At 71.3% G+C, this 19,067-nt stretch carries 16 protein-coding genes; 14 read left to right on the forward strand and 2 right to left on the reverse strand.

Translation table 11 applies throughout. From position 1 onward, the window contains the following. Positions 1-42 precede the first annotated feature (42 nt). The 6 genes from gyrA (at position 43) to ACYQPG_RS14290 (ending at position 5,982) form a co-directional block, all read left to right on the forward strand. Positions 43-2,817 (forward strand): DNA gyrase subunit A, encoded by a 2,775-nt coding sequence (gyrA, locus tag ACYQPG_RS14265; protein ID WP_147939553.1) that lies wholly within the window; start codon positions 43-45, stop codon positions 2,815-2,817. Positions 2,818-2,878: 61 nt separating this feature from the next. Beyond that, positions 2,879-3,382 carry a pantetheine-phosphate adenylyltransferase gene (gene coaD, locus ACYQPG_RS14270; RefSeq protein ID WP_147909652.1) on the forward strand — a complete coding sequence of 168 codons (504 nt, stop codon included), beginning with the start codon at positions 2,879-2,881 and terminating at the stop codon, positions 3,380-3,382. A gap of 27 nt (positions 3,383-3,409) precedes the next feature. After that, complete coding sequence (locus ACYQPG_RS14275) at positions 3,410-3,958, forward strand: peptidylprolyl isomerase (protein WP_147909651.1); 549 nt, start codon at positions 3,410-3,412, stop codon at positions 3,956-3,958. 10 nt (positions 3,959-3,968) lie between these two features. Then, positions 3,969-4,466, forward strand: a complete 498-nt coding sequence (locus ACYQPG_RS14280) for a hypothetical protein (protein ID WP_147909650.1) — start codon at positions 3,969-3,971, stop codon at positions 4,464-4,466. Between the two features lie 66 nt (positions 4,467-4,532). Next, positions 4,533-4,994 carry a peptidylprolyl isomerase gene (locus ACYQPG_RS14285; RefSeq protein ID WP_147855449.1) on the forward strand — a complete coding sequence of 154 codons (462 nt, stop codon included), beginning with the start codon at positions 4,533-4,535 and terminating at the stop codon, positions 4,992-4,994. A 100-nt stretch (positions 4,995-5,094) separates the two neighbouring features. Next, positions 5,095-5,982 carry an EamA family transporter gene (locus tag ACYQPG_RS14290; protein ID WP_461231158.1) on the forward strand — a complete coding sequence of 296 codons (888 nt, stop codon included), beginning with the start codon at positions 5,095-5,097 and terminating at the stop codon, positions 5,980-5,982. An 8-nt stretch (positions 5,983-5,990) separates the two neighbouring features. On the opposite strand, the gene mobA is transcribed toward ACYQPG_RS14290, so the two are convergent. Both mobA and apbC read right to left on the reverse strand, forming a co-directional pair. Next, positions 5,991-6,617: a molybdenum cofactor guanylyltransferase MobA gene (mobA, locus tag ACYQPG_RS14295; RefSeq protein WP_419829673.1), complete on the reverse strand. Its 627-nt coding sequence runs from the start codon at positions 6,615-6,617 to the stop codon at positions 5,991-5,993. A 10-nt stretch (positions 6,618-6,627) separates the two neighbouring features. Continuing rightward, positions 6,628-7,776 (reverse strand): iron-sulfur cluster carrier protein ApbC, encoded by a 1,149-nt coding sequence (gene apbC / locus ACYQPG_RS14300; protein WP_147939578.1) that lies wholly within the window; start codon positions 7,774-7,776, stop codon positions 6,628-6,630. Between the two features lie 416 nt (positions 7,777-8,192). Between apbC and ACYQPG_RS14305 the strand changes: the two genes are divergently transcribed. From ACYQPG_RS14305 to ACYQPG_RS14340, 8 genes are all read left to right on the forward strand, one after another. Beyond that, a complete protein-coding gene (locus ACYQPG_RS14305) occupies positions 8,193-8,696 on the forward strand; it encodes a pyridoxamine 5'-phosphate oxidase family protein (protein ID WP_147856598.1) in 504 nt (167 codons plus the stop codon). A 127-nt stretch (positions 8,697-8,823) separates the two neighbouring features. Then, a complete protein-coding gene (locus tag ACYQPG_RS14310) occupies positions 8,824-10,116 on the forward strand; it encodes a nicotinate phosphoribosyltransferase (RefSeq protein WP_461231159.1) in 1,293 nt (430 codons plus the stop codon). Positions 10,117-10,426: 310 nt separating this feature from the next. After that, positions 10,427-11,890 (forward strand): MmgE/PrpD family protein, encoded by a 1,464-nt coding sequence (locus tag ACYQPG_RS14315; protein ID WP_461231160.1) that lies wholly within the window; start codon positions 10,427-10,429, stop codon positions 11,888-11,890. Between the two features lie 137 nt (positions 11,891-12,027). Then, positions 12,028-14,082: an AI-2E family transporter gene (locus tag ACYQPG_RS14320; protein ID WP_461231161.1), complete on the forward strand. Its 2,055-nt coding sequence runs from the start codon at positions 12,028-12,030 to the stop codon at positions 14,080-14,082. 183 nt (positions 14,083-14,265) lie between these two features. After that, positions 14,266-15,054, forward strand: coding sequence for a histidinol-phosphatase (hisN, locus tag ACYQPG_RS14325; RefSeq protein WP_461231162.1), 789 nt, complete (start codon positions 14,266-14,268; stop codon positions 15,052-15,054). Between the two features lie 46 nt (positions 15,055-15,100). Beyond that, positions 15,101-16,246, forward strand: a complete 1,146-nt coding sequence (locus ACYQPG_RS14330) for a hypothetical protein (protein WP_419829676.1) — start codon at positions 15,101-15,103, stop codon at positions 16,244-16,246. Positions 16,247-16,319: 73 nt separating this feature from the next. Then, on the forward strand, positions 16,320-17,765 hold the full coding sequence (locus ACYQPG_RS14335; protein WP_147909643.1) for a YcjX family GTP-binding protein: 1,446 nt from the start codon (positions 16,320-16,322) through the stop codon (positions 17,763-17,765). A gap of 269 nt (positions 17,766-18,034) precedes the next feature. Beyond that, a complete protein-coding gene (locus ACYQPG_RS14340) occupies positions 18,035-19,063 on the forward strand; it encodes a YcjF family protein (protein WP_147941512.1) in 1,029 nt (342 codons plus the stop codon). Positions 19,064-19,067 lie beyond the last annotated feature (4 nt).

The following is a 19,067-nucleotide window of genomic DNA, read 5'->3' on the forward strand; positions in this document are numbered from 1 at the left end:
GTCGCCAGCACCGCCCCTCCGGGCCCGATAACGGATACTTCCTTGGCCGAGACCGATCCGACTGGCGCTCCCCCGCCCGCCAGCGACATTCGCCCCGTCTCCATCACCGACGAGATGCGCCGCTCGTACCTCGATTACGCCATGAGCGTGATCGTGAGTCGCGCGCTTCCCGACGCGCGCGACGGCCTGAAGCCGGTGCACCGGCGCATCCTCTATTCCGCCTTCGAATCCGGGCACCTGCCGGAGCGGAAATACGTCAAGTCGGCCCGCATCGTGGGCGACGTGATCGGTCTGTACCACCCGCACGGCGACCAATCGATCTACGACGCCTTGGTGCGGATGGCGCAGGATTTCTCCATGCGCCTGATGCTCATCGACGGGCAGGGCAATTTCGGCTCGGTCGACGGCGATCCGCCGGCGGCCATGCGCTACACCGAATCGCGCCTGGCCAAGCCCGCGACCGCGCTGCTCTCCGACATCGACAAGAACACCGTCGACTTCCAGCCGAACTACGACGAATCGCGCGAGGAGCCTAAGGTCCTCCCGGCCCGGTTCCCGAACCTCCTGGCCAACGGCGCCGGCGGCATCGCGGTCGGCATGGCGACCAACATCCCGCCGCACAATCTGGGTGAGCTGATCGACGCCTGCGTGGCGCTGATCGGCGATCCCGGGCTGACCATCGAGCAGCTGACCGAGATCGTTCCCGGGCCGGACTTCCCGACGGGCGGGATGATCCTCGGCCGCGCCGGCACCCGGCAGGCCTACGCCACCGGCCGCGGCTCGGTGATCATGCGCGCCAAGTCGCATGTCGAGGAGCTGCGCAAGGAGCGCGAGGCGCTGATCTTCACCGAGATCCCGTATCAGGTGAACAAGGCGACGCTGGTCGAGAAGATCGCCGAGCTGGTGAAGGAGAAGCGGGTCGAGGGCATCTCGGACCTGCGCGACGAATCCGACCGCAGCGGCATGCGCATCGTGGTCGAGATCAAGCGCGACGCCATGGCCGAGGTGGTGCTGAACCAGCTCTACCGGTTCACACCGCTGCAATCTTCCTTCGGCTGCAACATGGTCGCCCTCAACGGCGGCCGGCCGGAGCTGATGAACCTGAAGGACCTGCTCCAGGCCTTCGTCGACTTCCGCGAGGAGGTCGTCTCCCGGCGCACCAAGTTCCTGCTCGGCAAGGCCCGCGAGCGCGCCCACGTGTTGTGCGGCTTGGCCATCGCGGTCGCCAACATCGACGAGGTCATCCGCCTGATCCGCACCTCGCCGGACCCGAACACCGCCCGCGAGGCCCTGATGGCCCGCGACTGGCCGGCCCACGACATCGCGCCGCTGATCGCGCTCGTGGACGACCCGCGCCACCGGGTCGCCGAGGACGGCACCTATCGCCTGTCCGAGACCCAGGCCCGCGCCATCCTCGACCTGCGCCTGCAGCGCCTCACGGCGCTTGGCCGCGACGAGGTCGGGGACGAGCTGAAGTCGCTCGCCGACGAGATCGCCGACTACCTGGACATCCTGCGCTCACGCGCCCGCATCCAGGCGATCGTGACGGACGAGCTGATCGAGGTCCGGCAGCAATTCGCCACCCCGCGCCGGACCGAGATCGTCGACTTCGATTCGAGCGTCGAGGACGAGGACCTGATCGCCCGCGAGGACATGGTCGTGACCGTGTCCCATGCCGGCTACGTCAAGCGCGTGCCGCTCTCGACCTACCGGGCCCAGCGCCGGGGCGGAAAGGGCCGCTCGGGCATGGCGACCCGCGACGAGGATTTCGTCACCCGCCTGTTCGTGGCCAACACCCACACGCCGGTGCTGTTCTTCTCCAGCCAGGGCCAGGCCTACAAGGAGAAGGTCTGGCGCCTGCCGATGGCCGCTCCGAACGCCCGCGGCAAGGCGCTGGTGAACATCCTGCAGCTGCAGGACACCTCCGAGCGCATCACCACGATCATGCCGCTGCCCGAGGACGAGGCGTCCTGGGAAACTCTCGACGTGATGTTCGCCACCGCGAGCGGCAACGTCCGGCGCAACAAGCTGTCGGACTTCGTCCAGGTGAACCGCAACGGCAAGATCGCCATGAAGCTCGATCCGGGCGATCACATCGTCCATGTCGAGATCTGCCGGCCGGACCAGAACGTGCTGCTGACGACCGCGATGGGGCAGTGCATCCGCTTCCCCGTCGAGGACGTGCGCGTCTTCAAGGGCCGCGACTCGACCGGCGTGCGCGGCATCCTGCTGGCCAAGGACGACCGGGTCATCTCGATGACGATCCTGAACGCCTTCGACGCCAGCGCCGAGGAGCGGACCGGCTACCTGAAGATGCGCCGCGCCGTCACTGGCGAGGTGGAGGAGGGCGCCGAGGTCGAGGCCGAGGACGGCGCGGAGGCCGCCGCGATCTCGCAGGAGCGCTACGCCGAGATGGGCGGGGCAGAGCAATACGTGCTCACCCTGTCCGAACGGGGCTACGGCAAGCGGTCCTCGTCGTTCGAGTACCGGACCTCGGGCCGCGGCGGTAAGGGCATCACGGCCATGCGGGTCAACGACCGCAACGGCAGCCTCGTGGGCTCCTTCCCGGTGGAGGCGACGGACCAGATCATGCTGGTCACCGACCGCGGACAGCTCATCCGGGTGCCGGTGGACGACATCCGCATCGTCGGCCGCGCCTCGCAGGGCGTCACCGTGTTCAACACCGCCAAGGACGAGAAGGTCGTGTCGGTCGAGCACATCGTGGGAGAGGACGAGGGCAGCGCCGAGGCCGGCCTGGAGAGCGGCATCGAGGCTGGTCCGGAGGACGGCACCGAGGACGGCACCGAAGAGGTGTGAGGCTTCGGCCCGCACAGCCCGAGGTTCCGTCGCGCGCAAAAATGCTCTAGGTCGGGCCGCGATGACGCGCACCGCCCTCTATGCCGGCTCGTTCGATCCGGTCACGAACGGCCATCTCGACGTGGTCCGCCAAGCCTGCCGGCTGGTGGACCGCCTCGTGATCGCCATCGGCGTCCATCCCGGCAAGGCGCCGCTGTTCTCCGCGGAGGAGCGCGCCGCCCTGCTCGCCGAGACCTGCGGGCCGGTGGCCCAGGCCGAGGGCGCGACGCTGGAGATCGCGACGTTCGCCGACCTCGCGGTGTCGGCGGCCCGGCGCTGCGGGGCGTCGATCTTCATACGCGGCCTGCGCGATGGCACGGATCTCGACTACGAGATGCAGCTCGCGGGCATGAACGGCGCCATGGCGCCGGAGGTGCAGACCGTGTTCCTGCCCGCCTCGACGCAGGCGCGCCCGATCACCGCGACGCTGGTGCGCCAGATCGCCGGCATGGGTGGGGATGTCTCGCCCTTCGTGCCGGCGGCCGTCGCCGACCGCCTCCGGCAGCGCTTCGCCACCACAGCCTGATCCTCTGACCTTTCTGGAAGGAACCCGATGAATCGCCGCCACGCCCTCCTCGCGCTCGCCCTCACGCTCGGCTCCGTCCCGGCCGCCCGGGCCGCCGACGCCAACACGGTCTTTCTCGACACCAAGGACGGGCGCATCACCATCGCGTTGCGGCCGGACCTCGCCCCGAAGCACGTGAAGCAGATCAAGACGCTGGTCGGCCAGGGCTTCTACGACGGCCTGAAGTTCCACCGGGTGATCGACGGCTTCATGGCCCAGACCGGCGACCCGAAGGGCAACGGCACCGGCGGCTCCAGCCTGCCGAACATCCCGGGCGAGTTTTCGCAGACGGCCGAGTTCCGCCGCGGCACCGTGGGCATGGCCCGCTCTTCGGATCCGAACTCGGCCAACTCGCAGTTCTTCATCTGCCTCGGCGACGCGCCGTTCCTGAACAAGCAGTACACCGTCGTGGGCAACGTCACGGACGGGCTCGACGTGCTCGACAGGATCAAGAAGGCCGCCCCCGGCGCCCCGGGCGGCGCCGTGCAGGATCCGGACAAGATCGTCCGCATGACCTTGGCCGAGAAGGCCAAGTAGCCCCTCGCCGATGTGGCACCGGCTGGCCCTCCTCGGCGCGCTCGCCCTCGCCCCGGCGACGGCGCGCGCCTATGATGGCGTCTCAGCCTATGGCGGCTACGCGTACGCGCCCGGCGGCGGTTATCCGCTGAGCCTGCCGCAGACCCTGCGCGGCACCGTCGCGGTACCGCTCGCGCATCGGCCGGCCCGGGCGGCCGATACCCTGGCCGAACTCTACCCGGTGCTGGCGGCCTGCTGGCAGCCGCCGGCAGGGCTGGGGCGGCCCGACGGCGGGGCAGCCGATATCGAGATCACCGCGCGGCTGTCGCTCCGGCGCGACGGCAGCCTGATTGGCCGCCCGCGCATCACCTACGCCGCGGGTTTCCAGACCGGCCGGCGCCGCAGCCTGGTGCGGGCGACCCTGGACGCGCTCACCGGGTGCATGCCGGCGCGGATCACCCCGGGCCTCGGCCGGGCGATCGCGGGGCGGCCCGTAGCCCTGCGGTTCGTCTACCGCCCGCCGGCCTGACCGTTTCGCCGCGCTCGCCGGATCGGGTGGGCGCCGCTACATTCTCACCAACAGGAAGGACCTACCATGGCCGACACCGAAAACCTCATCCTCGAGACCACCAAGGGCCGCGTCGTGATCGGGCTGCGCCCCGACCTCGCCCCGGGCCATGTCGAGCGGATCAAGACGCTGGCCGCCCAGGGCTTCTACGACGGCGTGCCGTTCCACCGGGTCATCGACGGCTTCATGGCCCAGACCGGCGATCCGACCGGCACCGGCTCGGGCGGCTCCGAGCTGCCGGACCTGAAGGCCGAGTTCAACGCCGAGCCGCACGTGCGCGGCACCTGCTCGATGGCCCGCACCAACTTCCCGCACTCGGCGAACTCGCAGTTCTTCATCTGCTTCGACGACGCGCGCTTCCTCGACAAGCAGTACACGGTCTGGGGCAAGGTCGTGGACGGCATGGACGTGGTCGACACGATCAACAAGGGCGAGCCGCCGCGCTCCCCGGACAAGATCGTGAAGGCGACGGTCGGCGAAGCGGCCTGAAACGACCGGACGTGTCCGCCCGCCCGGGCGGACACGTCCGCGTACCGATGGGACGATTGTCCCTTGGCAAGACGCGCGCGGCCTGTGAGGTTGCCGCGCCATGGAAACCGCCACGCTTCCGCTTCGGGACCTCTGCCTCGCCGTCGCGGTGGTCGCCGTCTGGGGTACCAACTTCGTGGTGATCCGGATCGGGCTCGACCACCTGCCGCCGCTGCTGTTCGCGGCGCTGCGCTTCACGCTGGCGGCGTGCCCTGGCGTGTTCCTCATGCCCCGGCCCAACGTCGCCTGGCGCAATCTCGCCGCCTACGGGCTGCTGATCGGGGCCGGGCAGTTCGGGCTCCTGTTCATCGCCATGCGCGGCCACATCACCCCCGGCCTCGCGTCGCTGGTGATCCAGGTCCAAGTGTTCTTCACGATCGGATTGTCGATCCGGCTCACCGGCGAGCGGGTCCTTGGCTACCAATGGGCCGCCCTGGCACTGGCGGCGGCCGGCATCGGCGTGATCGCGCTGCATGCCGACGGGGCCACGACGCCCTTTGGCCTCGGCCTCATCGTCCTCGCGGCGGCGAGCTGGGCCGGCGGCAACGTCGCGGCGAAGCGCAGCGGCGTCCGCGCGATGCTGCCCTACGTGGTCTGGGCCAGCCTGTTCTCCGCGCCGCCGCTCTTCGCGCTGTCCTTCCTGCTCGAAGGCTGGGATGCGATCCGCGCCGGCCTCCAGAATGCCGATGCGGCGACCTGGGGGGCGGTGATCTGGCAAACCGTGGGCAATACCTTGTTCGGCTACGCCGTCTGGGGATGGCTGCTCTCCCGCCACCCCGCCGCGCGCATCGTCCCGATCGCGCTGCTGGTACCGGTCTTCGGGATGGCCGGATCCGCCGTCTGGCTCGGTGAGACGCTGCCGGGCTGGAAGCTCGGCGCGGCCGGTCTCGTCCTCGGGGGCCTCGCCCTCGGCATCCTCTATCCACGCTGGCAAGCGCGCCGGGCCTGAGGCCGGGCTCAGCCGCGCCCGAGGCCGGCCAGGATCGCGGCCTCGGCAGCCGCCATGTCGTCGGGCGCGTTGAGATTGCAGAACGGATCCAGGGGCTCCGTCGGCCAGGAGACGGTCGCCGCGCCGTGGCGCGCGATGAACGCCCCGACCCGCCGCTCGTCCCGCTCCACCAGAGCGCGGCGCAGATCCGCCCGCAGCCCGACCGGCCAGAGCGCCACCGTGTAATGCGCGCGCGCGCCCGAGGCGGCGAGGGCGATCGGCGCGTCCCGCAGGGCCGGTTCGAGCCGCATGGCGAGATCGTCCGGCAGGAACGGGGCGTCCCCGGGGGCACTCAGCACATGGGTGACGTCCGGGTGCCGCACGGCGGCGAAGTCCAGACCCGCCAGCAGGCCGGCCAAGGGACCCGGGAGCCCCGGCACGGGATCGGGCAGGATCGGCCCCGGAAACCCGGCGAACCGATCCGGGTCGCCGTTGGCGCTCAAGGCCAGACCCGCGCCGCATTGCGGGGCGAGCCTCTCCACGACGCGGTCGAGAAGCGTCCGGCCAACCAGCCGCATCAGCGGCTTGTCGACCCCGCCCATCCGGCGGCCGAGGCCGCCGGCGAGGATCAGGCCCAGGACGTGCGGGCGATCCACCGGGAGACACTCACTCGATGACGATCCTCGGCGCGGTGCGCCCGGCCGGGGCACCCGAGAGGTTCGCCCACAGGGACGCGGCGATGTCGCGGTAGACCTTGGCGTGGGGGCCGTCCGGATCGGTCGCCACCACGGGCCGGCCGGAATCCGAGGTCTCGCGAATCGTCATGTCGAGCGGCACCTCGCCGAGGAACGGCACGCCCAGGCGCTGCGCCTCGATGCGGGCGCCGCCATGCCCGAAGATGTGCGAGGCGTGGCCGCAATTCGGGCAGACGAAGGTCGCCATGTTCTCGATCACCCCGAGGATCGGGACCGCGACCTTCTTGAACATGGTCACGCCCCGCCGGGCGTCGATCAGCGCCAAGTCCTGGGGCGTCGAGACGATCACGGCGCCCGAGAGCGGGGTCGCCTGGGCCATGGTCAGCTGGGCGTCGCCGGTGCCGGGCGGCATGTCGACGATGAGCACGTCGAGTTCGCCCCACAGCACGTCGCGCAGCATCTGGGTGATCGCCGACTGCACCATCGGCCCGCGCCAGATCATCGCCGTCTCGGGCTCGATCAGGAAGCCGATCGACATGACCTTCAGCCCGTAGCCGACCATCGGCTCCATGGACTTGTTGTCGACGACGGTCGGCTTGCCCGACAGGCCGAACAGCTTCGGTACGGACGGCCCGTAGATGTCGGCATCGAGCAGGCCGACCTTCAATCCCTGGGCCTGCAGGGCCAGCGCGAGGTTGCAGGCGGTGGTGGACTTGCCGACGCCGCCCTTGCCGGAGGCGACCGCCACGATGTGGCGCACGCCCGCGATTTGCGGACCCTGGTTCGGGGGCGCGCCGGGCCGCGGCGGCGCGACCGGCGGCGGCGTCACCGGGCGGGGCGCGGCGTCGCTCTGTGCGGGCATGCCCGGACCGCGCTCCGAGGTCAGGCTCGCGAACACCCCCGAGACGCCCGGCATCTGCAGGATGCGCCCCTCCGCCTGTCGCCGCACCGGCTCGAACCGTTCGGCCTCGCTCGGATCGACCAGGATCGAGAACATCACGCGGTTATTGGGATCGACCACGACCTGAGAGAGCCGGCCGGAGCCGGGCAGGGTGGTGCCGGCGGCATCGACGGTGACGGATTGGAGCGCGCGCAGCACGTCGTCGCGGGTGATCGCCAAATCGTCCTCCACCGGGGGAAAGCAGGTCTCGTTCCCGCTGCATGTAACTAAGCCAGGCGAGAACACCAGACCCTGGCGTCAAACCTCCACGCCGCGGCCCCGCGCGACCGGCCTCCGCGTTCGGTCGCGACTCGGGCAGCCTGATCTTCAACGCCCGGGAATCGGAGCGGCCCATCCGGACGCCTGCGCCGGACCCGATCTCGGCCCGGGCCGGTGCGATGGCCGGCCAGACCCGAGCGGCCACCACGGCCAAGCCTGAGCGGGCCGTCCACCGCCCGATTGCCCCCATCCCGAAACCACCTGAACCAAGCGGGCCTTCGCCCGTTGTCGAGGCGACTTGCGGGCGGGGCCTTCCTGGAGGGGGCTGCCCGCGCGACTCGAACGCCACGTCGGCGACAGTTAAGGAGATCGGTTTCATGCATCAGGGCAACCACCGCGACCACGAGGGCGCGAAGAAGCTGTTCGAGCTGGTCAAGGACGTGAAGATCGCCATGATGACCACCGTCGATGCCGACGGAACGCTCAACAGCCGCCCGATGTGGAACAACGACGCCGACGAGAACGGCGACCTGTGGTTTTTCACCAAGCTGCACTCGCCCAAGACGGCCGAGATCAGCAAGGACAACCAGATCAACCTGGCCTACTCCGACCCGTCGAGCCAGACCTACGTGTCGGTCGCCGGCAAGGCCGAGATCGTGCGCGATCAGGCCAAGATCGACGAGAAGTGGAATGAGAGCCTGAAGACCTGGTTCCCCAACGGCAAGAACGATCCCGAGGTCGCGCTGATCCGCGTCCACCCGGAGAAGGGCGAGTACTGGGACAGCCCTAACAGCACGATGCTGCATCTCTACGGCTACGTGAAGGCCTCGCTCACCGGCGAAAGCCCCAAGACCGAGACCAAGAAGGTCGACCTCGCCTGATCTCGTGTGACTTGGCGATGCGGATGACGGGGCGGCGCGCCAGATCGGCGGGCCGCCCTTCTTCTTGACGTCACGGCTTGCGGCATGCGCTCTGCGCCGGTGGCGCGCGTGAAAGAGTCCGAACGGCATGATTGATCTGGCGAAGCGGGTCTACGATCACAGCTTCCGCATCGACCCGATCGTGCGGTCCCTGCTCGACACCGATTTCTACAAGCTGCTGATGGCGCAGACGATCCTGCGCCGGCATCCACAGATCGACACCACCTTCGGGATCACCAACCGCACCAAGCGCATCCGCATCGCCGACGAGGTCGATGCCGGGCTGCTGCGCGAGCAGCTCGACCACGCCCGCAGCCTGCGGCTCAGCAAGGGCGAAGTGACCTGGCTGCGCGGCAACGTGTTCCGCGGCCAGGGGCGGATCCTGGGCCCCGAATTCGTCGCGTGGTTCGAGGGCTTCCAGTTGCCGGACTACGAGCTCGCGGTCCATGACGGCCAGTACGAGCTGACCTTCCACGGTCCCTGGATCGAGACCACGATGTGGGAGGTCCCGGCGCTCGCGATCCTCAACGAACTCCGCGCGCGCGCGGTGCTGCGCGGCCTTGGCAAGCTCGACCTGCAGGTGCTCTACGCGCGCGCCATGACCCGGGTCTGGGAGAAGATCCAGCGGCTGCAGCGGTTGCCGGACCTGTCGGTGGCGGATTTCGGCACGCGGCGGCGCCACGGCTTCCTGTGGCAGGATTGGTGCGTTCAGGCGATGGCCGAGGGACTTGGCCCCGCATTCCTGGGCACCTCGAACTGCCTGATCGCGGCGCGGCAGGAGGTCGAGCCCGTGGGCACCAACGCCCACGAATTGCCGATGGTCTACGCGGCGCTCGCCGAGGACGATGCGGCGCTGGCCGCCGCGCCCTACGCGGTGCTGGCAGACTGGCAGGAGGATTACGACGGCAACCTGCGGGTCATCCTGCCCGACACCTACGGCACCACCGGCTTCCTGGCGAACGCCCCGGACTGGGTGAGCGACTGGACCGGGATCCGCATCGACTCGAAGGACCCGATCGCGGGCGGCGAGGAGGTGATCCGGTTCTGGCGAGAGCGCGGCTACGATCCCGCGGACAAACTCGCGATCTTCTCCGACGGCCTCGACATCGACGAGATCGAGCGCATCCACGCCCATTTCCACGGGCGCATGCGCATCGGCTACGGCTGGGGCACCCTGCTCACCAACGATTTCCGCGGCCTCCTGCCGGACGGCAAACTCGATCCGGTCTCGGTGGTCTGCAAGGTCGTGGAGGCGAACGGCCGCCCCACCGTCAAGCTGTCCGACAACCCCACCAAGGCGCAGGGACCGGAGGACGAGATCGCCCGCTACCGCCGGGTGTTTGGGGTCGGCGAGCAGGACGCGCTGCCGGTGCTGGTGTGAGGGACGACCGGCTTCGCCACCCCGGCCGATGAACCGCACCCTTTCCCGGACGCCGGACCCGTCAGGGGACGGTGATCCGGGACCCAGCACGCAGAGCGCCGTGCCGCGGCACCGTCGCTGAACCCCACGGACGCTGCGCGTCGTCGTGCGCCGGGTCCCGGGTCACAGTCCGCTCATGCGCCTTGCGCGCAGGGACAGGCGGGGCCTGCGCGCGGATACGAAACGTTCCCCCCTGACGGACCCGAGCTTTATTCAGTATCGTGTCGACCAACAGGGCCGCCGTCTGCGGACGCCCCCGAGGGAGAACGCCATGACCTTCAATCGCCGCGCGCTCATCGGCGCCGCAAGCCTCGCCCTGGCGGCGCCGGCCGTGCAAGGGGTGCAGGCCGCCGAGGCCGTCGACCCCGCGAAGACGCCGGCCGCCAAGGCGCCGCCGCCCGTTACGAAAATCCTCGCGCAGTGGATCCTGGCCTCGTCCTACGACACCCTGCCCGAAACGGTCCGCCGTGAGGGCGTGCGCAGCTTCCTCAACTGGGTCGGCGTGGCGATCGGCGGCTCGCACCACGAGACCGTGGACGTGGCGGTCTCGGCGCTGCAGCCGTTCTCGGGGCCGCCGCAGGCCGGGCTGTTCGGCCGGTCGGAGCGATTCGACATCATGAACGCGGCTTTCCTGAGCGGCGTGGCGAGCCACATCTTCGACTTTGACGACACCCACCTCAAGACGATCATCCATCCGGCCGGGCCGGTCGCGTCGGCGATCCTGGCCTATGCCCAGATGAAGCCGGTCTCGGGCAAGGACTTCCTCGACGCGCTGGTGGTCGGAATCGAGACCGAGTGCCGGATCGGCAACGCGGTCTACCCGAACCACTACGATGCCGGCTGGCACATCACGGGCACCTGCGGGCCGTTCGGCGCCGCTGCGGCAGTCGGCAAGCTGATGGGGCTGACCGAGCAGCAGATGGTCTACGCGCTGGGGCTCGCCGCCTCGCAGCCGGTGGGCCTGCGCGAATCGTTCGGCTCGATGAACAAGAGCTTCAACCCGGGCCGGGCGGCCTCGAACGGCCTGTTCGCGGCGATCCTGGCCGCGAAGGGCTTCACGTCGTCGGACGGCATGATCGAGGCCAAGCGCGGCTGGGCCAACACCATCTCGACAAAGCAGGACTGGTCCGAGATCACCGACGGCCTCGGCACCCGCTACGAGGCCCTGCTCAACACCTACAAGCCGTTCGCCTGCGGGATCGTCATGCACCCGACGATCGATGCCGGCGTGCAGATCCGCGATCAGGACCACGTCCGGCCGGAGGACATCGCCCGGGTCGACCTCAAGGTCCACCCGCTGGTGCTCGAGCTGACCGGCAAGACCGCGCCGAAGACCGGCCTGGAGGGCAAGTTCAGCATCTACCACGCGGCCGCGATCGCCCTCGTGGAGGGCGCGGGCGGCGAGAAGCAGTTCAGCGACAGGGCCGTGAACGACCCGCGCGTCGTGGCTCTGCGCCAGAAGGTGATGCCGGTGATCACCCCGGGCATCGACGCCGCGCAGGTCGACATGACCGTGACGCTGAACGACGGGCGCAGCTTCCACCGCCGGATCGAGCACGCGATCGGCAGCGTCGAGACGCCGATGTCGGACGCGCAGCTGGAGGCGAAGTTCACCGACCTCGCCGCCGGGATCCTGCCGGACGCCCAGGCCAAGCGGGTGATGCAGATGTGCTGGTCGCTCCCCGAACTGAAGGACGTGGGCGAGGTGGCCCGGGCCGGGGTCCAGGGGGCGTAACCGGAGCGCGCGCAACTCTGGGTAACGGATCCGCGAGCCGCGCGGGATCGTTTTCGGACCCCGTGCCGTTCCCATGCCGCGAGGCCCCGCGACCCCGGCGGGCGCCCGCCTGTCGCGTTCGGGGTGTGGATCGCAGCATGGGAACGAGAAGCCCGGTCGGGGCGCAGCCTGAGCGCGCGCTGGTTGCGCCGCGCCCCACGCGCGTCGCCGCGGCCGAGACCCCGCGGTCCGCGATGGCCTCGCCGATCCTGGTCGGGGCCACCATCGTGGCGGTGCTGTATTTCGGCCGCGAGATCTTCATCCCGATCGCGATCGCGCTGCTCCTGTCCTTCGTGCTGACGCCGCTGGTGAACCGCCTGCGGCGCCTGCGCCTGCCGCGGCTGGTGGCGGTGGGCGTGAGCGTGTTTCTGACGCTCGGCATCGTGGCCGCCCTGGCGACGCTGATCGGCATCCAGGCGGCCGACCTCGCCGGCGACATCCCGCGCTACCGCACCACCATCGAGCGCAAGATCGAGGGCCTGCGCGCCTCGCCGGTGGGCCATATCACCGATTACGTCGCCAATATCGGCCGGGCGCTCCATGCCGGCGGCAAGGAGGCGGAGGCGGGCAAGGAGCCCGCGAAGGCGCCGGCCGGTCCGGAGCCCGCGCGCCCCGCCCCGCCGGCCTCCGAGCCGGCGCAGGGATCGGCACTGGACCAGGCCGGGCCCGGCCAAAAGCCCGTCCTGGTCGAGGTGGCCTCGACCCAGCCGGGGCCGCTCGAGACGCTCGGCACCCTGCTGTCGCCGGTGCTGCAGCCGCTGGCCACGGTGGGCATCGTCTTCGTGGTGCTGCTGTTCGTCCTGATGCAGCGCGAGGACCTGCGCGACCGCATGATCCGGCTCGCGGGCTCCAGCGACCTGCACCGCACCACCGGGGCGATCGACGACGCGGCCGGGCGCCTCAGCCGCTACTTCGTGGTGCAGCTCGCCCTCAACACCGCCTTCGGGGTCGTGATCGGGATCGGCCTCTACGTCATCGGCGTGCCGAACCCGGTGCTGTGGGCGATCTTCGCGGCGCTGATGCGGTTCGTGCCATACATCGGCGCGTTCCTGTCGGCGATCCTCCCGATCACGCTCGCCGCCGCGGTCGATCCCGGCTGGAACATGATGATCGCGGTGACGATCCTGTTCCTCATCCTGGAGCCGCTGACCGGCCAGGTGTTCGAGCCGATCGTCTACGGCCAGTCCACCGGGCTCTCGCCGCTCGCGGTGCTGGTCTCGGCCCTGTTCTGGACCTGGCTGTGGGGGCCCGTGGGCCTGCTGCTGTCGACGCCGCTCACCGTCTGCCTGGTGGTGCTGGGACGGCACGTCGAACATCTCGAATTCCTGGACGTGCTGTTCGGCGACCGGCCGGCGCTCACGCCCGTGCAGAATTTCTACCAGCGCATCCTGGCCGGCGATTCCGAGGAGGTGCTGGGCCATGCCGAGCTGATCCTGCAGCAATGCTCGCTCTCGTCCTACTACGACGAGGTGGTGCTCAAGGCGCTCGAACTCGCCGCCCGCGACGCGGCGCGGGGTGTGCTGACCGCCCAGCAGAAGGGCGCGATGCGCACCGCCCTGGGCGAGCTGATCGCCGACCTGTCCGAGCGCGGCGACGCCACCGCCGAGAGCTCGGGGGAGGGTGGCGAGCACGCCTGCAGCCCGATGCCGGTCGGCCCGGCCCCGGATGCGCTGCCGGAAGCCTGGACCCGCGCGGGCGCGGTGCTCTGCATCTCCGGACGCGGCTTCCTCGACGGCGCGGCGGCCGCGATCCTGGCCCAGATCCTGGAGAAGCGCGGGATCGGCGTCCGCACCGTGCCGTTCTCGGACGCCGCCACGGCGCGGATCGGACGGTTCGAGCCGGGCCCGGCCCGGATGGCCTGCGTCGTCTCGCTGGCGCTGAACGGCGAGCCGACGCACCTGCGCCGGCTGGTCGGGCGGCTGCAGGCGCGGATGCCCGGCGTACCGGTCCTGCTCGGCTTGTGGCTGGCCCAGAACGGCCAGTCGGACCGGGTGGCGCGCGTGCCGAACGGCTCCACCGAGGCGTCCGGACAGGTCGCGTCCTTGCGCGAGGCGCTCGAGGCGGTGCTGGCCGCCGTGCAGGCGGATATCGCGGGCACGGCAGCGCCCGCGGCCGGCGCCGAGGCGCGGTTGCCGGAACCCGCGGAGGCGTGAGGCTTGAAGCGGAGGAGCTTGCGGCCAAGGAGCTTGGGGCGAAGGGGCTTGGGGCGAAGGGGCTTGGGGCTTGGGGCGAAGGGGTTTGGGGCGAAGGGGCTTGACGGCCGGGGCCCGGCCCCGGTTTCGTCTCGCGCCGGGCAGGCCCCCATCGGGCCTCGGGCAAAGCAGGGGGCAGGGCCGATGAGCGTCGTCGAACTCGGACGGTTCATGGACGATCTCGCGGAGGCGTCCGGCCAGGCGATCCTGCCGTTCTTCCGCGCCGCGTTCGGCCTCGACGACAAGGCGCGGGGCGGCGCACCGTTCGATCCGGTCACCGAGGCCGACCGCGCGGCCGAGACCGTGCTCCGCCGGATGATCGCCCAGACCTTCCCGAGCCACGGCATCCTGGGCGAAGAGTTCGGCTCCGAGCGCACCGACGCCGAGTGCGTCTGGGTGCTCGACCCGATCGACGGGACCCGCGCCTTCATCGCCGGCCTGCCGACCTGGGGCACGCTGATCGGGCTCACGCGCAACGGCGTGCCGGTGCGCGGGCTGATGCACCAGCCCTATCTCGGCGAGCGCTTCACCGGCGACGGCCGCAACGCCCGCCTGCGCGGCCGCGCCGGCGAGCGCACCCTGCGCGGCCGCCGCTGCGGAGAACTCAGCCAGGCCATCCTGGCCACCACCGACCCGCGCCTGTTCGCGGGCGGCGAGGAGGCCGACCGCTTCCGCGATCTGGAGGGCCGCGTGCGGATGTCCCGCTACGGCACCGATTGTTACGCCTACTGCATGCTCGCCGCCGGCCAGATCGACCTCGTGGTCGAGGCCGGCCTGAAGCCCTACGACATCGTCGCGCTGATCCCGATCGTCGAGGGCGCGGGCGGACGCGTCACAGCCTGGGACGGCGGCTCGGCCGCAGGCGGCGGGCGCGTCGTGGCGGCGGCCGACCCGCGCCTCCACGAGGCCGCGCTGAGGGTGCTGAACCCGTGACGGAGCGCCGTTCCACGGAGGACCGCGACCGTGGGAGCCCGTCCGCGTGCTGTTGAACGCGCTCGTCCTGCTGGCGGCCCTCGTGCCGGCGCTCGTGCCGGCCGCGGAGGATCGCGCGGCTGCGCTGCTGGCCGCCGCGCCGCCGATGGCCGCGGCACCGGCCGAGGCCGCCCCGCCGCGCTTCGATCCCGCCACCCGGTCGGTATCCAACTGGCACGCGCAGGCCGGCGACAACCTGCTGCCGCGGTCCCTGGCGCTGACGGCCCGGCTCGCAGAGAACCCGCCCTACGTCGCCCGCTGCGTCCGGCTCAACAACGGCTGGTGCATCAAGTCCGCCCGCTGGTCGGGGGAGATCGGGGCCGATACCGAGGGCCACACCGCCTTCGCCACGATGGCGGACGGGGCAGACGCCGCCGCGAGCCTGCTGCGCCGCTACGTCCGCGATTACAACCGGCGCAACGCCCTCGCCATCGTGCGCCGCTGGGCGCCTTCCGAGTGCCGGGTCGCGATGCCGAGTCGGACGGGCAGGGGGGTCGCGACCGGGGTCGCCACGCCGGCGGTCTCGGCGACCCTCGCACCCCGGGGACTGGGCCGGACCCTGCGTGCCCGGTTCCTGGCCTCCCACCGGCCGGGCGGCGTGGCCCGGGGCCGGGCCAAGGCCCTGCGGGTGCAGCCCTGGTCGCCGCTCGCCCGGATGGCGGGGAAGGCCGGCGCTCGGCTGCCCGCCCCCCGCGTGTCCCGGGTCGCAACGCTCCAGCCGGTGCCCGACATCGCCGCCGGCATCGCGTCCCCGACGGTACCGGCGCTTGCCCGCGGCGCCGCGGATCCGGCCGCGCTCCTCGACCGCAAGGTCCCGAGCCCGGACCGGATGGTCGCGGAATCGGCGCTCCTGCCCGCCATCGCCTCCGGGCTGCCCCTGCTCGACCTGCGCCTGCCGGCTCCGCTCTGCACGGGCGACGAGGTTCGGATCCAGGCCTATGCCGCGAAGATCAGCGGCAGCGTCGGGCTGAAGCCGACCGACGACCTCGACCTGTTCGGGCCGGACGGCGAGCCGCGACCGAATCTGGGGCCGGTGATGCTGGCGATGTCGGCCGTGGAACTCGGCACGCTCCGGGCAGGTCCCGACCTGGTCAACGCGGCCATCGCCCGTCTGAAGCCGGTCACGCCCGCCGCCAACGCGACGACACCGTAACCGCAAGCCTTGCGGTTCGGCTGCAATCGCGCCACCTGTGCGCGGCCTGTTTCCCTCGATCACGAGCCCGCCCGTGCCCCTGACCGACCTTGCCGCACGCGCCGGCTCGGCCGTCAAAGCCTTCGCCGAAGCCTCGCACGACCTGCTGATCCAGCCGACCTTGCGGCTCGGGGTCACCGGGCTCGCGCGGTCCGGCAAGACCGTGTTCACCACGGCGCTGATCCACCACCTCGTGGAGGCTCACGCGCTGCCGGCGTTCGCGCCCGCGCAGGAGGGCCGCCTCCGCCGCGCCCGGCTGGTGCCGCAGCCCGACGACGACGTGCCGCGCTTCCCCTACGAGGAGCATTTCGGCACCCTCACGGAGGCCCGGCGCTGGCCGCGCTCCACCGACAGGATCAGCCAGTTCCGCCTGGAGATCGCCTACGAGCGCGCCGCAGGCTGGCGCAGCGGGCCAGCGACCCTGATGCTCGACGTGGTCGATTACCCCGGCGAATGGCTGCTCGACCTCGCGCTGATCGAGACCGGCTACACCGCCTGGTCCCGGGCCACGATCAACGGCACCCGCCGGCCGGGCCGGACCGCGGTGGCGGCGCCGTGGCTCGAGGCGCTCAAGGGCTTCGATCCGCACGGCCCCCTCGACGAAGTCGCGGCCGAGCGCGCCAGCGACGCGTTCAAGGCTTATCTGGCGGCCCTGCGCGCCGGCCCGGAATCGGTCGCCACGACGCCGCCGGGGCGCTTCCTGATGCCCGGCGACCTCGCGGGCTCGCCGGCGCTGACCTTCGCGCCGCTCGATAATCTCACCGGCAGCATCCCCCCGGACAGCCTGGCCGGGCTGATGGAGCGGCGCTTCGAAGCCTACAAGGCCAAGGTCGTCACCCCGTTCTTCCGCGACCATTTTCAGCGGGTCGACCGGCAGATCGTGCTGGTGGACGTGCTCGCCGCCGTCGATGCCGGGGCCACCGCCCTGGCGGAGCTGGAGGAGGCGCTGGACGCGGTGCTGCTCAGCCTCAACATCGGGCGCAACACGGTGCTGTCGAAGCTGTTCGCGCCCCGGGCCGACCGGGTTCTGTTCGCCGCCACCAAGGCCGACCACCTCCACCAGACCAGCCACGACCGGCTCGACGCGCTGCTGCGCCTGCTGGTCTCCCGCTCCATGCGGCGGACCGAGGCCGCGGGCGCCCGGGTCGGCACCGTGGCGCTCGCCTCCGTGCGCGCCACCCGCGAGACCACGGTTCATGACGGCTCCGAGGTTCTCCGCGCGGTCGCGGGCACGCCCGAGGCCGGCGAGACGGTGGGCGACGAGGTCTTCGACGGCAACAGCGAGGCCGCCGTGTTCCCGGGCGAACTCCCCGCCCGCGCGGAAGCAGTGCTGGAGGGCGCCGTCGCCCCCGGGTCGCTCCGCTTCCCCCGCTTCCGCCCGCCGCTGATCCGCCCGGACGGCCTCGGCCGCGCCGGCCACCTGCCGCAGATCCGGCTGGACCGGGCGATGCAGTTTCTGATCGGTGACAGGCTCGGGTGATGATGGGGCGGGTGGGTGCCCAGGATGCCGTCGCGGTCGTGAGCCGGTCGGCGCGTATTTCGATCGCCCTGGGCGGCGCGCGCGACCGATGGGCGGGTCCGCGTTCGCGCGCATGTCGCCGGGCCTATACGGCATCGGGCACGATGCAGGTCCTCTCTCCCTTGCGGGAGATGGGGTACGTCGCGGCCAGCGCCAAACGACGTGCGAACAGCGTCCTTGCCGAAGGGGCAAACCCTAAAACAATCCGCCCCCTCAGGAGGCCGTAAGCCATGTCCTCAGGCCAGAAACCCCGAGCCTTCCGGATCAATCCCGAGCCGCCGCCGGGGCCGGGCGTGGCCACGATGCCGCTCGCGCCCCGGCCGGAACAGGCCCGGATCGTCGAGGAGCCGTTCGAGATCGTCGACGCGGCTGACGGCGTCGCGGTGCCGGTTGCGCCGCGCCGGGGCTCGCCCTGGGGGGCGCTGTTCCTGACCGCGGCGGGGGGATTGGTCTCGCTGGGGATCGGCCTGTCGATCGAGCGGATGATCGCAGACCTGTTCCAGGCCGCGCCCTGGCTCGGCTGGGTGGCGCTCGCCCTGCTCGGGCTGGCCGGTCTGGCGCTCCTGGCGATCGTCGTCCGGGAGCTGGCCGGCCTGCGGCGCGAGCGGAAGATCGAGCGCCTGCGCCAATCGGCCATCGACGCGCTCGGCAGCCGCGACCATACCGGCGCGCAGGCGGTGGTGCAGGCGCTCTCGACCTTTTACGCCGATCGCGAATCCCTGGCGCCCGGCCGCGCCCGGATCGACGCCGCCGCCGACGCGATCCTCGACGTGGACGACCGGATCGGGCTGGCCGAGCACGAGTTGCTGGCGGGTCTCGACCGGCAGGCGCGTAACGCCATCGCGGCGGCGGCCAAGCAGGTCTCGGCGGTCACGGCGCTGAGCCCGCGGGCGATCGTCGACGTGGCGTTCGTAGTCTTCGCCGCCGTGCGGCTGCTGCGCCGGATCGCCGCCATCTACGGCGGACGCCCGGGATTCCTGGGCTTCCTACGGCTGGCGCGGGCGGCGGTCGCGCATCTCACCATCACGGGCGGGATGGCGGTGGGCGAGAGCGTGATGCAGCAGGTACTGGGGCTCGGGATCGCGGCCCGGGTCTCGGCCAAGCTGGGGGAGGGCGTGCTGAACGGGCTGATGACCGCCCGGTTCGGGCTGGCCGCCCTCAACGTCTGCCGGCCGCTGCCGTTCGTGCGCGAAGCGCCGCCGCGCCTGGCCGACGTAGCGGGCGAATTGCTGCGCTCGGCAGAGCCCGAATCGAAATAGGCCG

It is taken from the genome of Methylobacterium sp. CM6246 (assembly GCF_054818005.1).

Bases quoted from the DNA above. Each gene is read 5' to 3' on its own strand.
- ACYQPG_RS14275 (WP_147909651.1), top strand. From the start codon at position 3,410: ATGAATCGCCGCCACGCCCTCCTCGCGCTCGCCCTCACGCTCGGCTCC.
- ACYQPG_RS14320 (WP_461231161.1), top strand. From the start codon at position 12,028: ATGGGAACGAGAAGCCCGGTCGGGGCGCAGCCTGAGCGCGCGCTGGTT.
- ACYQPG_RS14340 (WP_147941512.1), top strand. From the start codon at position 18,035: ATGTCCTCAGGCCAGAAACCCCGAGCCTTCCGGATCAATCCCGAGCCG.
- ACYQPG_RS14315 (WP_461231160.1), top strand. From the start codon at position 10,427: ATGACCTTCAATCGCCGCGCGCTCATCGGCGCCGCAAGCCTCGCCCTG.
- ACYQPG_RS14280 (WP_147909650.1), top strand. From the start codon at position 3,969: ATGTGGCACCGGCTGGCCCTCCTCGGCGCGCTCGCCCTCGCCCCGGCG.
- ACYQPG_RS14305 (WP_147856598.1), top strand. From the start codon at position 8,193: ATGCATCAGGGCAACCACCGCGACCACGAGGGCGCGAAGAAGCTGTTC.
- ACYQPG_RS14285 (WP_147855449.1), top strand. From the start codon at position 4,533: ATGGCCGACACCGAAAACCTCATCCTCGAGACCACCAAGGGCCGCGTC.
- hisN (WP_461231162.1), top strand. From the start codon at position 14,266: ATGAGCGTCGTCGAACTCGGACGGTTCATGGACGATCTCGCGGAGGCG.
- ACYQPG_RS14290 (WP_461231158.1), top strand. From the start codon at position 5,095: ATGGAAACCGCCACGCTTCCGCTTCGGGACCTCTGCCTCGCCGTCGCG.
- coaD (WP_147909652.1), top strand. From the start codon at position 2,879: ATGACGCGCACCGCCCTCTATGCCGGCTCGTTCGATCCGGTCACGAAC.
- ACYQPG_RS14310 (WP_461231159.1), top strand. From the start codon at position 8,824: ATGATTGATCTGGCGAAGCGGGTCTACGATCACAGCTTCCGCATCGAC.